Annotated in this window: 11 protein-coding genes; 7 read left to right on the top strand and 4 right to left on the bottom strand. The window is 43.4% G+C overall.

The window, feature by feature from the left end:
- Positions 1-4: 4 nt before the first annotated feature.
- The 3 genes from CQ839_RS25885 (at position 5) to CQ839_RS07380 (ending at position 4,176) form a co-directional block, all read left to right on the top strand.
- On the top strand, positions 5-1,135 hold the full coding sequence (locus tag CQ839_RS25885; protein WP_103667641.1) for a FecR domain-containing protein: 1,131 nt from the start codon (positions 5-7) through the stop codon (positions 1,133-1,135).
- A gap of 188 nt (positions 1,136-1,323) precedes the next feature.
- Positions 1,324-2,415, top strand: coding sequence for a two-component regulator propeller domain-containing protein (locus CQ839_RS07385; protein ID WP_103667640.1), 1,092 nt, complete (start codon positions 1,324-1,326; stop codon positions 2,413-2,415).
- A gap of 282 nt (positions 2,416-2,697) precedes the next feature.
- The gene (locus CQ839_RS07380; protein ID WP_103667639.1) at positions 2,698-4,176 is read left to right on the top strand and encodes a mechanosensitive ion channel domain-containing protein; all 1,479 of its coding nucleotides are present in this window, start codon (positions 2,698-2,700) and stop codon (positions 4,174-4,176) included.
- 22 nt (positions 4,177-4,198) lie between these two features.
- On the opposite strand, the gene CQ839_RS07375 is transcribed toward CQ839_RS07380, so the two are convergent.
- The gene (locus CQ839_RS07375) at positions 4,199-5,677 is read right to left on the bottom strand and encodes a serine/threonine-protein kinase (protein WP_103667638.1); all 1,479 of its coding nucleotides are present in this window, start codon (positions 5,675-5,677) and stop codon (positions 4,199-4,201) included.
- Positions 5,678-5,739: 62 nt separating this feature from the next.
- Between CQ839_RS07375 and pcrA the strand changes: the two genes are divergently transcribed.
- The 4 genes from pcrA (at position 5,740) to CQ839_RS07355 (ending at position 13,866) form a co-directional block, all read left to right on the top strand.
- Positions 5,740-8,115 (top strand): DNA helicase PcrA, encoded by a 2,376-nt coding sequence (gene pcrA, locus CQ839_RS07370; protein WP_103667637.1) that lies wholly within the window; start codon positions 5,740-5,742, stop codon positions 8,113-8,115.
- 167 nt (positions 8,116-8,282) lie between these two features.
- Positions 8,283-8,702 carry a hypothetical protein gene (locus CQ839_RS07365; protein WP_103667636.1) on the top strand — a complete coding sequence of 140 codons (420 nt, stop codon included), beginning with the start codon at positions 8,283-8,285 and terminating at the stop codon, positions 8,700-8,702.
- Between the two features lies 1 nt (position 8,703).
- Positions 8,704-11,319: a HEAT repeat domain-containing protein gene (locus tag CQ839_RS07360; RefSeq protein WP_103667635.1), complete on the top strand. Its 2,616-nt coding sequence runs from the start codon at positions 8,704-8,706 to the stop codon at positions 11,317-11,319.
- Between the two features lie 33 nt (positions 11,320-11,352).
- Entirely contained in the window at positions 11,353-13,866 is a 2,514-nt protein-coding gene (locus tag CQ839_RS07355; RefSeq protein ID WP_103667634.1) for a DUF4132 domain-containing protein, read from the top strand.
- A gap of 90 nt (positions 13,867-13,956) precedes the next feature.
- On the opposite strand, the gene CQ839_RS07350 is transcribed toward CQ839_RS07355, so the two are convergent.
- The 3 genes from CQ839_RS07350 to CQ839_RS07340 form a co-directional block, all read right to left on the bottom strand.
- Entirely contained in the window at positions 13,957-14,514 is a 558-nt protein-coding gene (locus CQ839_RS07350) for a Uma2 family endonuclease (protein WP_103667633.1), read from the bottom strand.
- A gap of 113 nt (positions 14,515-14,627) precedes the next feature.
- Complete coding sequence (locus CQ839_RS07345) at positions 14,628-15,335, bottom strand: GDSL-type esterase/lipase family protein (protein WP_103667632.1); 708 nt, start codon at positions 15,333-15,335, stop codon at positions 14,628-14,630.
- A gap of 344 nt (positions 15,336-15,679) precedes the next feature.
- Positions 15,680-17,089 carry a tetratricopeptide repeat protein gene (locus tag CQ839_RS07340; RefSeq protein ID WP_103667631.1) on the bottom strand — a complete coding sequence of 470 codons (1,410 nt, stop codon included), beginning with the start codon at positions 17,087-17,089 and terminating at the stop codon, positions 15,680-15,682.
- Positions 17,090-17,130: the final 41 nt, after the last annotated feature.

Genomic DNA, 17,130 nt, shown 5'->3' with positions numbered 1-17,130 from the left:
TACGATGCAGCGTTGGCAGTTATCTAAAATATCTGGGCAAATTTTGCCACTTTTGTTCCTATCTCTAGTAGCCATAGGGCTACCTAGTTGTTCAGGTTATCAGCCTCCTAAACCGTTTAGTTCTGAGGCTGTACCAACAGAGGCGATCGCCGAAATTAGTGAAATCCGCAGCTATCCTGTGCGTGTTAAGTATATCAATGCCACATCCTCCAGACCTGCGACTATTGGTGTGCCACTTAAGGTTAATGAAAGTATTAGCACCGAGGACTCCTCAACTGCTCAAGTGACATTACGCAGTGGTGCAATTATCAGAATTGGTGGAAAATCGACTTTAACCCTCAAGCCGCAAAACCAAGTTGAATTTACCTCTGGGCGCTTATTAGCTTGGGCAGCTAAAGATCTCAAATCTCCAGCCCAAGTCCAAACACCCTTTGGCGAAATTTCAAGTAATGATGGCACTGTATATCTAGAAATTCCCGACAAGGCTTCTGAAGAGCGTCGAGTGATTGCTCTCGATGGCACTGTTACGGTTTTGCTAAAAAGCACATCAGAGATTGTTACCCTTGGCAAAGGTGAAGAAATTAGAATCCAAGCTGATGGCAAAGCTTCTGCACCAAAACGCATTGACAAAGAAAGTATTGACAAGCGGATTGCCAATAACTCACTAATTTTTGGATTTAGCTCTCAGTTAGCAAGCTTGCCTCAAATTAGCTCTGAATTTGGTGTGACAGCATCGTTTAAAGAAGCGAAGACAATCGAGTTTCGCCGTTCTGACTTACCCAAGACTAGTGAAAACAAGAATCGGAATAAAGTTACTTATACTTCAGGCACTGCAAATAGCGATCGCAATGATCGACGTGAAGATCCACCTGATAACAAGCAAAGAGACCAAACAGCTGCTAAGAATGACCCTACAGCCACTCCAGAAGTAAAACCAACCAGTCCAGCTCCTACTAACAATCCGATAGAACCAGCTAGGACAAATGATCCGACTCCGGCTCCTGTAACTACCAATACTGTGGCGACACCAGTAGAACCGCCACCATCCCAGCCCGCTCCTCTAGAGCCACCACCACAGCCAGTTCAACCCGAGATACCTGCCCCTGCCCCCATAACTCCAGCACCAAAACCATAAACTAAAAGCAGCGCAACGCGCCATTTTTAGTCTAACCCAAAAGAGAATGGCGGCGCTTTGCGCCGCCATTCTCTTTTGGGTCTGAGCGCAAAGCGCTATAAGTCTAAAATTGATGTGGCGATCGCGATCTCTTGTGTTAACATCTGACGCTTAAAAGAGTGTAAATAGGGTGTAGTGAGGACATAAAGATGTTGACAAAACACAAGATATCTGGGGCGATCGCGAAAACTTTCTCTAAAATTTTTCCAAAAGTACTATTGGCAATAACGGTTAACGTAGCTAGTCTATGCGCTGTGAGCTATGGAGTCGTTAATAACGCAGAGGCGATTGAGCCTGACAGCCACAACCTAGTAATACCTGAAAATATTCGTCTTGCCCGTAATCCATCATTAAGTCTAGATGGTCGAATTAGTTCAACCCTCGTAGATGAACAGGGCCGACTTTGGATCGGAACTTGGCAAGGTTTAATGCAAATCGATCAAAGGTCTGGAAAAGCGATCGCCTCCATATCTTTACCAAATTCTACTATCACCGCCTTATTAGAAGATCGTCGTGGTTACTTCTGGGTCGGCACAACTTCAGGCTTGTACCAAATCGATCCTGACTCAGGCAAAATCGAAAATATTGCGATCCAACTATCTTCTAGTCGGATACTAAGCTTAGCCATGGATCGGGCTGGCTTTATCTGGGTTGGCACTGATCAAGGTATTACTCGCATCAGTCCCTACAATGCTGAGACCTATGCCAGACTTCCCGATATTCCTGGGACAGCCGCAAATGTGATGCAGATTGATAATGCTGGCAATATTTGGGTTGGCACATTAAATGGCTTGTTTAAACTTAATCCTGGAACCGCCAAAATCACCGCAAAGATTCCCTATGTATCAGGGCAAATTGTCCAAGCGATCGCCGTGGATCCGTCGGGAAAGATTTGGGCAGGTACGCCACGTAATGTGATTGAAATTAATCCGAATACTAATCAAGCGATCGCACGGATTAATTCTGTAACTGGACGAGATATTGTGGCTTTGGCAAGTAGTAAAAATGGTGAATTGTGGATAGGCATGAGAGACGGTTTAGTGCTTGCTAACACCTACAATGGCGCAATTACTTCGTCGATCTATAATTTGCCCAGCAGTTCAGTCATTAATTTACTTGTTCACAATCAACAGATCTGGGTTGGTACTGAGGATGGATTAGGAAAGATCAACAGTAATCTTAAAAATTCAGAAATACCATCAGCGACTGCTACAGTCATCTACAAAATGCCTAGCAATTAGAGAGAGGGCTTTGCAACTCTCTAATTGCTAGGCTTGTCAACCTCAAATAGGAGTGGCCAGCAGTTCTCATTATAAAAATTGGTTTCATAATGAGAATTGCTGAGGAGTGGCAGAGCGAAGCTCTGCCACTCCTATTTGAGGTTTTGTATCAGCTATATTTAGATCAGAAAAAGCTATATAGCGGTTTGAAAATCATTAGGTTATGAGTAAGTTTAGACAATATCGCAAGGCAATATTGTCTAAACTTACTTTGGCTTGAGTTGTGGAGAAATAGTCGCAAAGATGGATGTTTTATTAACAAAACTGTATGAAATCTTCACAGCCCAAATTTTAGATGTCGGAGGTACTAAGTTTTCGATCGCCACAATCGCCTCTTTACTAGGACTAATCATCCTATCTTTTTTTGTATCTAGACTTATTAGCGAAATCATTCGGCGATCGCTTTTAACTCGACTTCGCATTAATCGCGGATTACAAGAAGCTATTACCGTATTTATCAAATATTTACTGATCACTCTTAGTAGTGTGATCATTTTACAAACGGCGGGAATTAATCTTAGTTCCTTAGCTGTAATTGCAGGTGTAGTAGGAATTGGAATCGGCTTTGGGTTACAAAATATTGCTAGCAACTTTATTAGCGGACTAGTCTTGCTATTCGAGCAAACAATCAAAGTTGGTGATTACATCGAAATCGGAGAACTCAAAGGCACAATTGAAAAAATTTCTATTCGCTCCACAATTATTCGTACTGAAGATGACTTATTTGTGATTGTGCCAAATCAACGGTTTATCGAAAATAATACTGTCAACTGGAGTTATCAAGGTCATACTTGCCGAATTCATATCCCTGTTAGTGTTGCTTATGACACAGATCTATTAGTCTTAACTGAAACTTTGCTAACTGCGGCTCGAAATGAACCCCGTGTACTATCTAACCCACCACCAGAAGTTTGGTTTAAATCATTTGGGAAAGACTCACTTGAGTTTGAGCTATTAGTCTGGATTGATGATCCTGATGCCAACGAACCAATTCGGAGTTCGATTAATTTTCGGATTGCCTATGAGTTTAGATCTAAAGGCATTAGAATTCCTTTCCCCACTAGAGAGCTAATTCTGCACAATCCTAAAGTACTCAGTCAAATTGTTAATACGAAAGCTCCAGAAGATGATGAACATATACAAAATCTACGAACCACAAAACAAACCAGCTCTAAAATATCTTCCGCTAATAATGAAATAGACACTAGTAGTCTGCGTGATTTATTGCGAAAAATATCCTACTTTGAGAGAAGCACAGAAGTAGAACTATTTGCATTAATTGCAAGAGGTTATCGTAAATATATTGATGTTGGTGAAGTGATTTGCGGTGAAGGCGATCCTAGTGAGGAGTTCTACATTATTTTGTCTGGGGCAGTAGAAGTTTTTTCTGAAAGGAATAATCAAGCGATCGCAACTTTAAGAGAAGGGGATTTTTTTGGAGAGATATCTCTTCTGACTGGAACGCCTCGGACTGCAACTGTTCGAGCTTTGGTGGCTAATACAGTTGTTTTTGTGGTTGAGCGTCGGCAATTGCAAAAACTTTTAAGTGAACATAAGGAATTAGGTGAACAAATCGCCGTGAAATTATCGGAACGTCAACAGATTTTAATCAGTCTCGGATTATTGAATGAAGAAGAATTACAGCGATCGCAATACGCTGCACTGGCATGGGTACGCGATCGCTTAAATGATTTGTTTGGGATTAACTTAGGGAAAAATTGATACAGTGCAAACTGTTATAAATTTAGAGAAAGGAATAGAGTAATTGGAAGATGAGGCGAAAGGCTGCCATCAGTGCGATCGCACTAAAACCTGCGACTCCGCAATATTGAGCAATCTCGATCCAGTTAGGAAAGCTCTGAAATTGAGAGAGTTTCCCAAAGGTTTGCACTCCCCAAACTGCGGCAAAGCTCAACAAATTTACGAATACAAATAGGTCTTTATTATCAAGAATGGAACTAATCCTGAGCAGAATTACACCCAGCAATAGGGCGGCAAAAGTAATTAAATTGGCAGGAGAGCCGATTAAGGCTAGCCCGACCGTTGCGCTCACTTGCCATAGCAGCATCGTTTCGACACCGAGCAAAAAAGCTGCAATGAATTGAATACTAATTGGCGCTGCTAAAATCCAAGGCGTTTTCTGCGATCGCGGAGCTACAGGCTTAGGAACCGAAGGTGCAAAATTAGGAAGTGGTGCAGGTGGAGGGACTTGGATACTGGTCTGATGTGCTGATTGCACTGGTGGGGCTTGTATTGGAGTGCTTTGTATTGGAGCGCTTATCGATGGCTGTACTGATATTTGAGAATTGAGGGCTTGGAGGACATCAGCCGACGAAGAAAAGCGATCGCTGGGAGCCGTCTCTAACATTTTATGTAAAACATTATTAAGATGTGGACTTAGCGTAACAAAGCGATCCCATTTCCAAGTGTTGTAATTTACATCAAATAATTCGTCGGGATCTTTGCCAGTTAGCAAAAAGAGGCAAGTTACTGCAAAGGCATAGAGATCGGTAGCAGGAAATACCGTATCGCCCCGCATTTGTTCAGGTGCGCCATAGCCTGGGGTAAAAATACCCGTGGATTTTTGACCTTGGACAGCTCCAGCAACTTGCTTGACCGCGCCAAAATCTAGTAAAAAGTAAGTTTGGTCGAGCTTGCGCACCATGATATTTGAGGGCTTGATATCACGATGAATCGAGCCTTTGTCATGAATAAATGTCAACACAGGCAGCAGACTTTGCATGATTTCTAAAACATCCGCCTCCGCGATCGCGCCATGCTGCTCCACAATTTGTTCTAGGGTAAAGCCATCAACAAATTCCTGCACTAAATAAAAAAATTCATCCTGTCCCGACTGCACCTCAAAGTAGGCAAGCATGTCAGGGATTTGCGGATGCGTCCCCAAATCTTCTAAAACTGTAGCCTCACGCTCAAACATTTGCTTGGCGATTACCATCTGAGAACTAGTTAACCCCACGGGCTGCAACAGCTTCACCACGCAGCGTTTCATCGCAGGAGTATAGCGATCGCGAGCAAGAAAAGTCGCACCAAAACCACCCTGCGCGATCGGGCGTTCAACGATATATCGTCCTCCAAGCAGTAAAGGCATCCCGCAAGCCGTGCAGAATTTTTGAGTGATCGTTTTGAGCGTATTGCCACTATCAAGATCGGCAAAAGAATTTAAAGGCTTGGTACAATTCGGGCGCGTGCAGTAAATATCCACGTTAGTACTGTATTTTTGGCATACTGTATTAGAGTCTACCTAAGTTTCTCCCTCCTTCGCCCATGAGTTCCAATTTTTTGCTTCATCTCAACCCAGCCCAACAAAAAGCCGCAAGCCATTTGCATGGGCCAATGCTCGTGGTCGCAGGGGCAGGCTCAGGGAAAACAAGGACATTGACCTATCGTATTGCCAACTTAATGCTCAATCACGGTGTTGCACCTGAGCAAATCTTAGCCGTGACGTTTACAAATAAGGCTGGCAAGGAAATGAATGAACGAATTCAATCCTTGTTAACTCAAGAGGTCGTTCAAAGGGAATTAGGTAAAACTTTAAGCGAAATTCCTGACTGGGAACAGGACAAACTTCGCAAAAAAGTTTATAAGCAATATATAAATAGTTATGCGCAAGATGGACTATGGATGGGAACTTTCCATAGTATGTGCTGTCGAATTTTGCGCCTTGATATTGATAAATACAAAGATAGTAATGGTCGCAGCTGGGCAAAAAACTTCTCGGTTTTTGATGATTCTGACGCGCAATCTTTAGTTAAAGATATTGTCATCAATCAGCTAAACCTTGATGAAAAGAAATTTGAGCCAAAATCCGTACGTTTTGCGATCGGCAATGCCAAAAATAAAGGCTGGACTCCCGAAGAATATGAGGCTCAGAGTGATGATTCGTCTTTCCGTAAGCGTGCGATCGCACAGGTTTATAGTCTTTACCAAAATCAGCTAGCCACCAATAATGCTCTCGACTTTGATGATTTAATCTTTTTGCCAGTGCGCCTATTCAAACAAAATCCTGAAGTTCTTAACTACTGGCACAATCGCTTTAAGCATATTCTTGTTGATGAGTATCAAGACACAAACCGTACTCAATATGATTTGATTCAGCTACTCTCCACTAATGACAAAAAGCCGACTTGGGAAAATCGTTCCATTTTTGTTGTCGGTGATGCCGACCAATCGATTTATAGTTTCCGCTCTGCTGACTTTACGATCTTGATGGAATTTCAAGAAGCTTTTGGCGATCGCTTGCCCGATGCCCATACAGGCACAATGATCAAGCTAGAAGAGAACTATCGTTCCGTTGCTAATATCCTCGAAATTGCCAATCAACTGATCGACCATAACACACAACGTATCGATAAAGTCCTGAAAGCAACTAGACCCGACGGAGACTTGATCGAGCTATTCCGTGCCGATGATGAAGTTGATGAAGCACAGTTTGTGATCGAGCAGATTCGCCGCGTTAAGACCAAAACCCCTAGCGCCAATCTTGGACATTTTGCAATTCTCTATCGCACTAACGCCCAGTCTCGCCCCTTTGAAGAAATGCTGGTGCGTTGGAATATTCCTTACAAAGTTGTGGGTGGCTTACGATTTTACGATCGCAAAGAAATTAAAGATGTTCTTTCCTATTTACGCCTGCTGTCCAATCCCTCCGATACCCTCGGCTTGATGCGAATCATCAATGTTCCTAAACGCAGTATCGGTAAGGCAACTCTCGATAAGCTCCAACAAGCCGCCCAAGAACTCAGCGTCCCCATCTGGGACATCATCAGCGATGAAACCACTGTCAAGACTCTGGCTGGGCGATCGGCTAGGGGTGTGCTCTCCTTTGTGGAATTGATGCAAAAATGGCAAGCGAAAGTAGCAGTTACGCCAGCAGCGGATATCATTCAGGGCATTCTCGCCGAATCTGGCTATGTCGATGAACTGAAAGCTCAAAGTAATGATGAAGCCAACGATCGCATTTCTAACTTGCAAGAACTGTATAACGCAGCGCTACAGTTTGCCGAAGAGAATGAAGATGCTTCCCTTGATGCTTTCTTAGCTAATGCGGCTCTTGCTTCTAGTCTTGATGACAGCAGCGAGAATGCCGATAAGGTCACCTTGATGACTCTTCATGCAGCTAAAGGTTTAGAATTCCCTGTGGTCTTCCTCGTTGGTCTAGAGCAAGGCTTATTTCCTAGCTTCCGTTCCATTAACGATCCGATGGCTTTAGAAGAGGAGCGCCGTCTCATGTATGTGGGCATTACTCGCGCCCAAGAGAAGTTATTTCTTAGCCATGCTCAGGCTCGTCGTCTCTATGGCAATCGCGAATATGCTATTCCCTCTCAATTCCTTGCAGAGCTTCCCAAAGAGTATCTGACTGGACATGGCATTGATAAGTTTATCAGTAAGGCAAGTCAACGGGCTGAAGCCACTAGTGTTAAAGGTTCGCTCAGGTCTGTGCCTCCCGTCAAGGTAAATGCTGTTAAGCCCAAGCCTCGTATTGATTGGCAAGTAGGCGATCGCGTGATGCATGACAAGTTTGGTGAAGGTCAAGTTGCTAATTTGCTTGGCACTGGTGACAAGATGTATTTAGCTGTTGCTTTCGCAGGGCAAGGCAAAAAAATTATCGATCCCAAGCTTGCACCAATTCAGAAAATATAGATGTGTCGCTACATCTACTCAGTTTCTTATGTTAGTGTAAGTCCTCGATAAATTTGCGCGATCGCAAAGTTGAGATTGATACTCTTTAGCTCGATTAGATGGTGGCAAACTTTTTGATGATAAAATCACTCCACTATCTACTTTCTAAATAGCGTATAGGCTAAACTATGCAAATCATTGAGGTTGAAGCAAAGGTTATAGGACGGAAGCGATCGCCAGTAGCGCCGTGGCAAGTATCAATCTCGCAGGAAGGTTTGACATTACGAGACTTAATTTTGGATATTGTGGATGCAGAAGTGACTGCTTTTCGCGATCGCCAAGAACAACAAAAATTGCCTCAAATTTTGACTAAGGACGCGATCGCTTGGGGAATGGAAAAAGGCAAGATAACTTCAGGCGATCGCGAATTTGCGCCCCAATCTGTCGATTTGCAAGCCGCTTTTGAGGCTGCGATTCAGGCTTTTAGCGATGGCTTATATTATGTTTTTATTGACGATCGCCAGTATGAATCGTTGGACGAACAAGTGACGCTCCAGCCCCAAAGCAAGGTATTATTTTTGCGTCTCGTGGCGATGGTAGGAGGTTAATATGCTAAAACGCGAACAGGCTTCTCAGGAGCTACAAAAATTTGCTACCCTCCCCCATGCTTGGTTGGAGCGCCACCAATTGGCGATCGCATCTCTACCAGATAGTTTAAGAGAAATTGCTTGGGCTTTATTGCGAAGAGATTCCCAAGGATTGGAGACAAGAAATTGGGATGAGCTTTCTAAAGTAGCTAATCGGTTGGGAGAAGTTAATGCTCAGGAAAGATATCAAATCTTTGAAGCGCTATGTCCATTAATTGCCAAATATGTAGAAGCTGGTTGGCAATTACATCAGCGACTACCCTATCAGAATAGCTATCAAAGGCAGCCATTTCGCTTGTCATCTTCCATTATCCCTACCACTTTAGTTAATTGGGTACAGGGCATTCTGAACATAGTTCAGCAATACGAACAGGATATTGATTGGTATGCAGTTTGGGTTGCTTATATTCATCAATACAGCGATATTGGCATCCTGTTCGCGGCGGCGATTGAAGCTGAAGATGAGCATTCGGAAGAAATATTAAAAATATTACTAGACTCGGCAAGGGGGGAACATGCGATCGCGGCTATGGGCAATCATGTCGTGCGATCGCTATTGGTTGTGAATCGACCAGATTGTTGGACATTTGTTGAGAATTTGCTGCTAGCTGCCCAACGTCAGGAAGGACTACGGCAGACAATTTTGGAAGCGATCGCTCAGGCGCATCCCCAAGCTTTTCGGCGCATGGTGAGGTTGATTTTAGAGCAGGATTTGATCCGCTTTAGTGCCACGATTCGAGCAGTAGATCAGTGGTTTGGCTTTGGTTGGACTGTCGAACATAAGAAAATAGCCGAGCGATCGCTGCGTCAAGTATTAGGATTTCTTGAAGATGCGAATTTAAGGCAGTCAGGTTTAGAAAGTACCGATCCTCATGAAGTTTATCTTTGTCTATGGGCGATCGCCTTTGATAATGCTGAAGCTGCCATCGCCCCTGCGACGCTCTTACTCCAACATTCTCAAGTTGAAATTCGCTTTGTGGCGGCTTTTTTGTTGAACCAATTGCATCTAGGCTTAGCCCAAGAAGCTCTATTACCTAGTTTAGAAGATGATGATTTGCGAGTTGCTGCTCAGGCTTTTCGGAGTATCCAAAACAAATTAGCGAATACCGATCTATTTGAGCGTTTAGAATCTTTTTTACAGCGAATTCCCGCCAATGAGAAGAAACTACAACCCATAGTTTGGGAATGGATGCTGTTGAGCTTAAACCGTTCAGAGGTTATTCGTACCTTAAATAATCGTTTAGGCGATCGCTCTCCTAGAAGGATGATTCCTTATCTGTCGGAGATGGACGTTTGGCTGCGGGTTCAAGTAATCCAATTATTGCTTAAAGAGCAACCTTGGGATGATGAGATACAGGAGCAAGTTTTTGCGGCAATGCGCGATCGCTCTTCCCATTTGCGCGAACAAATTTTCAAGTTGCTTAAGCCATATCCTCTCAACTCAGAATTGATTGTCAAAATGGAGGGGTTACTCACCCGTAAAGGTAGCGATCTGCGGCGGGGAGTGTTGAATTTAATCTTGAATCAATCTGATAATGATGTTCTTGTCAGTAGCGATCGCCTTTTAAACAGTAAAGATGCGGGTCAACGCTTATCAGGGCTAGAATTATTAGATGAAATGATTCGGGCAAAACGGCTGAGCGATGACTGTTATCAAAAAGTGGAAGCCTATCACCAAAGACCAAAACTCACCGCCGCCGAAGTAGAGCTTTTACAAAAATTTTCTGAACCTGAGAAGCAGCAAACTGCTACTCTCGAAAATGGCTTGGGGCTGTTCGATCCCAGTCAACGTACTCCCGCGATTCCGCCCGAATTTCCCGATCGCGAAATTGTATTAGTTTCTGAAGCTGCTAAAAATATTTTGCGATCGCTCGACGAGCTAATTCATGAACACCGAAATACGCCTATTAACTCCTTAAATTCAGATGGAACTGAATCCGAAGAAAAGCTTCTGGGAAATCTTAGGTGGCTGAGGGCGAGAATTCCGCAAAAATCTGTGGCAAAAAGCCTAGACGACCTACCCTTAGCAGAAGTATGGCAAACTTGGTGGGAAGGACGTTCAGCCGAACTGCGCGATGATGATGGCTATGAATTATTACGAGCGGCTGCTTCTTTATCTGGACTATTCCATGAAAAAATTTTCCAAGATCATAGTTTTTTTCAGATGAGTTATTTTGCTGACAACTCTCCTAAATGGGTTAAAAAATGCCAAAAGAGCTTAGTGATTGATGTTCCGCAACTTAATTATCATGAATTAATTTCTAATTTAATAGAGTGGTTTTTAAGTATTGCTCCGCCTGTTAATTGCGTGGATTTCATTCTAGATGCAGCCCAATATTCCCTAGCTTCTATTCGTAAGGCGATCGCACAGGATTTAGAGCCATCTCAAACTGAACCTGAAGATGGAGTAGATCTCACAGAAAGCTCTTCGGAGAATGATCTGCTCGCCATCCTAAATGCCAATATTTCTGGGTTTTCGGGGATGGGGCTCAACGTATCGACAATTCTATCCCAAATTAATTCTGGGATGAACTTGAAAGGTCTGCGCCAAAGTTCTCCATCAGACAAATACGATTGACGTGAAAATAGTCAAATTAATGCTTGGACGCTCATGGCTTGTAAGAACTATGCCTCTGATTCTAGTAACTGGACAGAGTCACAGGTTAAGCGCTTGTGGCAACTTATACGCTGGATTGATGAGCCAAAAGGAACCGTACCTCACTATCTACAGGATGAAAGGGGGAGCTATCTAATATTGCCCATTAGCAATCAGTCCGAAGGACAAATTAAGCGTTGTCGTCCGAGTTTAATCCAGATGATTGTTGCCTTCAAAGCCAATGCAGTTACTGAGGCAGATCTTTTAGACAGTTTAATTGGCGAACGGTTAGGGAACTACTACTATAGTTTTAGAGAATTAAGCGCATTAACTCAGCGCGATCGCACCCGCAATGAGTTCTCTAATTTACCCGAAACTGATTATCAGTATTTATTAGAATTAGTCGATCGCTGTCGGCGGCGGATTGTGGAAATAGAATGCGATCGCGGCGATTTACCTACTCCTGCGACAGAAGCCGCCTTGAGCTTGCAGTCTGTATTAGGGATTGCCCCTGTGATTAAACTTTTGCAAAATTTAGGCAAAGAACAGTTTATCCGAGGATGGAGCTACGATCGCGCTAGTAAAGCCGCCATATTTAGCCATCTCATTCGCGTTTCCTTCCCTCTGCCCACCGATACCCCCGAACTATTCGCGCAGCAATTTACCGCTTCTGGACTTACTAATCGCAAAGCGATCGAGCTGGCTGTCTATGCTCCTCAATGGGCGCGTTATGTGGGGCATCTACTGGAATCTCCCGCATTTGCCGAAGCCGTATGGTGGTTCCATGCCCATACCAAAGATTCCCATTGGCAAGTCGAGCAATCGATTAGAGAAGGTTGGAGCGCTCAAGTTGGTGAACATACTCCCCTCACCAGCCAAGATTTAGTAGATGGTGCTGTCGATGTAGCTTGGTTTTGGCGAGCCTATCGCGCCATGACACCTGCTCAATGGGAAGAAATCCACGAAGCGGCAAAATTTGCGGCGGGCGGACAAGGGCATACTCGGGCGCGTCTGTTTGCGGATGCTATGTTAGGACAAGTTGAGAAATCGGCAACCATTGATCGCATTCAAACAAAGCGCCATCAGGATTCTGTGCGAGCCTTGGGCTTAATTCCCTTAGAGTCAGAGAATCGTGAAGCCGATATTTTGCAACGCTACGAAGTTATTCAAGAATTTATGCAGGGTACTAAACAATTTGGTTCCCAACGGCAGGCAAGTGAAAAACTAGCCGCCCGCATTGCCCTCGAAAACCTATCGCGGACGGCTGGATATGCCGATCCTCAACGCCTAGAATGGGCAATGGAAGCCAAAGCGATCGCTGATTTAGTAGAAGGTTCAGTCACGGTGACAGAAGGCGATGTTTCCGTTAGTCTCAGTCTTGACGCGCTCGGCGCTCCTAATTTAACGGTAGTCAAAAAAGGTAAACCGCAAAAAACGATTCCTGCGACCCTCAAAAAGAATGCAGAAATTATGGCTTTTCAGGAGCGCAAGCAAAAACTAACCAAACAAGCCTCAAGAATGAGGTTGTCTCTCGAACAGTCCATGTGTCGAGGCGATCGCTTTACGGGGGCAGAACTACAACAATTACTAATTCATCCCATTCTGCGCCCGATGTTGCAGCAGCTAATTTTTGTTGGTGAAACGGCGATCGGTTATCCGCAAGATTCTCGATTGCGAAAATATGACAGCACCTACGCCCAACTCAATTCTGCTGATCTAGTCCGAATCGCCCATCCCGCCGATCTTGTAAAAACTGGTGAATGGCATCTCTGGCAACAAGAATGTTTCCATACCGAGCGATCGCAACCTTTCAAACAAATTTTTCGAGAACTCTATCTTCCTATTCCTACGGAAGAAACTGAACATAAAGGTTCTCGCCGCTATGCTGGACATCAAGTGAATCCCAGACAGGCTTTGGCTTTATTTGGACAGCGTGGCTGGGTGGCGAATAGTTACGATTACGAATCAAGTATCCATCGCATTTTTTATGACCAAGATATTTATGTCTCTGTCGAAACTGATAGGGGTTGGACTACTCCCGCCGAGGTGGAAGGTTTAACTATTGATGCTGTCTACTTCTCACAGCGCAGTCGAGGCAATGCGCTCAAACTCGATCAAGTTCCTGCCATAGTGTTTAGCGAAGTCATGCGCGATCTTGACCTAGTGGTGAGCGTGGCGCATCAAGGCGGGGTCGATCCAGAGGCAAGTGCTTCTACGGTGGAAATGCGATCGGCACTGATTCGGGAAACCAATCGATTATTGAAGTTGACCAATGTCAATTTACAAAATAACTATGCCCTGATCGAAGGTGAACTCGGCAGCTATTCTGTCCATCTTGGCAGTGGTGTGGTACATCGCCAACCAGGGGGCTCCCTTTGTATTGTTCCCGTTCACAGTCAGCATCGAGGTAGATTATTCCTTCCCTTTGCCGACGACGATCCGAAAACTGCGGAAATAATTTCTAAGATTTTATTACTCGCAAAGGACAAAGAAATTAAAGATCCCACGATTTTGCCGCAAATACTTTAAATGTAAATTGCCCGCTATGCGGGCAATTTACATTTTTGGGCTTTAGTCTCTGTTACGCCAAGATACTTACAAGGATTTTGCATATATGCCCTAAAACTTCAGCCATCCAAAAATTTGTTCAGCCGTTAGTTCCAGATTAATTCCATCAAGAACAGGTATTATATCTGCACCTTTAAAAATCTGAATGCGGCGATCGCTAGAAATTAACAAAATATTCTCATCTTTGGGATCAAGCAACCAGCCTAATTCTGTGCCATTCTCGATACAATGCAACAAATTTGCTAAAACCTTGTTTTGCCTTTGATCTGGAGAAAGAATCTCAATCGCCCAATCAGGATAAAGCTTAAAACGGTTAGATACCTGACCAGACTTGTCACGCGGAATTCTCTCCCAGCGAAATACTGATATATCTGGAACGATCGATGCTCCTCCAAAAGTGCAGCGTAGTTCTGGAAAAGCGATCGCCATCTTTTTAAATTGAGCTACTTGGTTAATAGCTTGGCAAAGCGCACCTTGTAATAGGCTATGTTTACCTTGAGGCATAGGTTTTTGAGTGATTTGCCCATTAATAAATTCAGAAGCAGGCTTAGTCTCAGGCAGACTGAGAAACGACTCTAAGCTCGTAGGTTTTGCTGTTATAGTGACCATTCTTCACCCTTTGCGCCATACTACATCTAAACATACCACGTATAAAATCTGGCTTTACACCACAAAAAAGATGAGATGTAGCTTAAAGCACCACATCTTATCTTATAGACTTTTCACGATATGGATACAAGTTGTTCCAATTGAATCTGTGATTGCCAGTGGAGAATGTCTTGAAAGAGCGCACTATAACCCTCAGAATTGGGATGCAATCCATCCTCACATAAGCGATCGCAAATCCAATCTTGTCCGCGCTCTTGCCACAGATCGAATACATCTAAGTAGGGAATATCTCGCACTTGACAAGCTGATTTTGTGATTTCCTTGTAGCGGAATTGATCCTCATGATTGAAATGCATACAACCTAAAAAGGGCATTTTCAACTCATCTACAGGAACCATCCCCACAAACATCACTGGACAGAGGCTCTGAGCTTTGTCCAATAAATTGACAATTTCTAAGGTAAAGCGATCGCAATCCGTCATGTTTCTTCCCAATCGCTTGCCAACTCGTGGTGAATCATTCACCCCAACAGACAAGATCATCAAATCGGGGCGCTTATTGCGAAGTTCTCCCCGCAGCAAAAATTCTTGCTCTAATCTTTGATTGACCATTGCCGCCGTATCGCCGCGTACTCCTAGGTTATAGAGAACATGGCTAGGTTCTGTAGCCATCCATTGTCTCCTTAGTTGCTCAACCCAGCCCCCATTTATAGGATCTCCATAGCCGTAGATTAAACTATCACCAAAAGCTGTAACTTTAAGGGGGTGCGGGGAATGACAAAACAGATTAGCAGGCGTTTTCTGGAGGTTTAAGGTTGTCATCAGGCAAAGCGGTTAGGATACTGAATGAGTTACTTTACAAATCTACATCTAGATTAGCGCAACTAAGTACTTTTACTTAATAGGTCTTTAGCTTGATTTTTGTTTTGTAGCGATCGCCTACATTGCTAAGAAATAAAACCAAAACACAAAGTGGCGCAGCCATTTTGTGTTTTTAAAACCCTTACAGGGTTTGGTTTTTAATTCACAGAAGTGTTGTCACACTTTTGTGAATTGGTATAAAACCAAAAAGAGAGTTGCAGCGCTTTGCGCTGCAACTCTCTTTTTGGTTTTTGGATAAAGTGAATAATTAATGATGTGCGAATTTGCTGTGCATCACCAATTATTCACTTCAAGGGAGTAGGTTCTACGCTACATTCAGATGGTGTTTTAGTGCGATCGCAACCCATGATTTTTTTGATCAACTTACGAAGTTCCAGCGCTTCTTGGTATGTTGGCTGCTCTTGTAGTACTTTCTCAACAGCAAAAAGAGACTCACTATAACGCTTTGCACGGTATAAGGTCGCAGCTAATGCATATTGGGTATCAATTCTTTCAATACCTCCCCATAAAGTGTTTGCTTTTAGAGAGAGAGAATAAGCATTGATCGCTTCTGCATCTCTATTGAGATCGTAGAAAATCACGCCCCGATTGTGCCAGACTTCAGAGAATCCGCCTGATAACTCTATAGCCGTTTGGTATGCTTGCAACGCTTCTTCCTTACGGTTCACTTTCCTCAGTACATTTCCCTTCTTATACCAAGAGGCATAGTCATCAGGTTCGATGGCAATAACCCGATCATAAGCTAATATTGCCTCTGGATAAAGTCCCAAGGCTGTTAATGCATCAGCCTTCCCAAACCAAGCATTGGTATAATCAGGTTTTTGAGTAATCAATTGCTCAAAGGCAATTAACGCTTTTTTGTTTTCGCCTTGATCGAGCAATCGAATGCCATCAATAAAAGCCTCATAGAAATTTTCACTACTCTTGTCTTCAATGAGCTTTATCTGAGGGTTGCTACGCCGAATTTTTTGACCACGCTCAAAAGCTAGAATGGTATCTTGATAGCTTCCTAGTCTTGATTTTGCCTCAGCTTGTCCGTAGTAAACTAAATAGTCTTGAAGGCTGATTAAGTCTTTAGACGCGATGTAGGGAGTATTGGGAGAGAGTAAAACTGCACGACGGTAGGCAGCCCGAGATTCTTCATAGCGTTCTAATCGAAACAACGCTAGTCCCCTAAAAAACCAGACAAAACTATAGTTAGGTTTAATCTTTATAGATTCATCTAAAGAAACGATCGCCTCTTCATAGCGCTTGAGATCAACTAATGCAGTTCCGCGATTAAACCACCACAGATAGTAATCTTCTGCTTTTGATGGAGGCTCTACGCGATCGACAAAAGTCGCCCCTGGACTAATTTGCAATGCCTTATCGTAGGACGCGATCGCCTGATCAAATTTTTTGAGACCAGCCAACGCCAAACCGTGATTGTTCCATAGTTCTGGATCTTTAATTCCGCGTTCATCTTGCAGAGCAATTTCAAAACAATCGAGGGCTTTTTGAAATCGTTTTTGGCCCAAAAAAATGCTGCCTAGTAGTTTGTAATTACCAGGATGCTTAGGATTTGAGCCAATATTACAAGACTGTGTTTGGCTATAAGCTGATTGAGCGGTGAATGCAAAAAAAAATTCTAATGTGCAACCTGATAAAATCAAGCAATAAGTTAATGACCGAAGAATTAAAGAGTGAGAAGCCATAATTTTTATTGTTTGAGCAGATAAATTTTGAGCAGATAAAT

Source organism: Pseudanabaena sp. BC1403, assembly GCF_002914585.1.
Classification (GTDB): Bacteria; Cyanobacteriota; Cyanobacteriia; order Pseudanabaenales; family Pseudanabaenaceae; genus Pseudanabaena.
Note: the sequence above shows the minus strand (reverse complement) of the source record. Positions and strands in the feature narration are given on the sequence as shown.

Excerpts from the sequence above, each read along its gene's own strand:
- CQ839_RS25885 (WP_103667641.1), top strand. The coding sequence starts at position 5 with ATGCAGCGTTGGCAGTTATCTAAAATATCTGGGCAAATTTTGCCACTT.
- CQ839_RS07385 (WP_103667640.1), top strand. The coding sequence starts at position 1,324 with ATGTTGACAAAACACAAGATATCTGGGGCGATCGCGAAAACTTTCTCT.
- CQ839_RS07380 (WP_103667639.1), top strand. The coding sequence starts at position 2,698 with ATGGATGTTTTATTAACAAAACTGTATGAAATCTTCACAGCCCAAATT.
- pcrA (WP_103667637.1), top strand. The coding sequence starts at position 5,740 with ATGAGTTCCAATTTTTTGCTTCATCTCAACCCAGCCCAACAAAAAGCC.
- CQ839_RS07365 (WP_103667636.1), top strand. The coding sequence starts at position 8,283 with ATGCAAATCATTGAGGTTGAAGCAAAGGTTATAGGACGGAAGCGATCG.
- CQ839_RS07360 (WP_103667635.1), top strand. The coding sequence starts at position 8,704 with ATGCTAAAACGCGAACAGGCTTCTCAGGAGCTACAAAAATTTGCTACC.
- CQ839_RS07355 (WP_103667634.1), top strand. The coding sequence starts at position 11,353 with ATGGCTTGTAAGAACTATGCCTCTGATTCTAGTAACTGGACAGAGTCA.
- CQ839_RS07350 (WP_103667633.1), bottom strand. The coding sequence starts at position 14,514 with ATGGTCACTATAACAGCAAAACCTACGAGCTTAGAGTCGTTTCTCAGT.
- CQ839_RS07345 (WP_103667632.1), bottom strand. The coding sequence starts at position 15,335 with ATGACAACCTTAAACCTCCAGAAAACGCCTGCTAATCTGTTTTGTCAT.
- CQ839_RS07340 (WP_103667631.1), bottom strand. The coding sequence starts at position 17,089 with ATGGCTTCTCACTCTTTAATTCTTCGGTCATTAACTTATTGCTTGATT.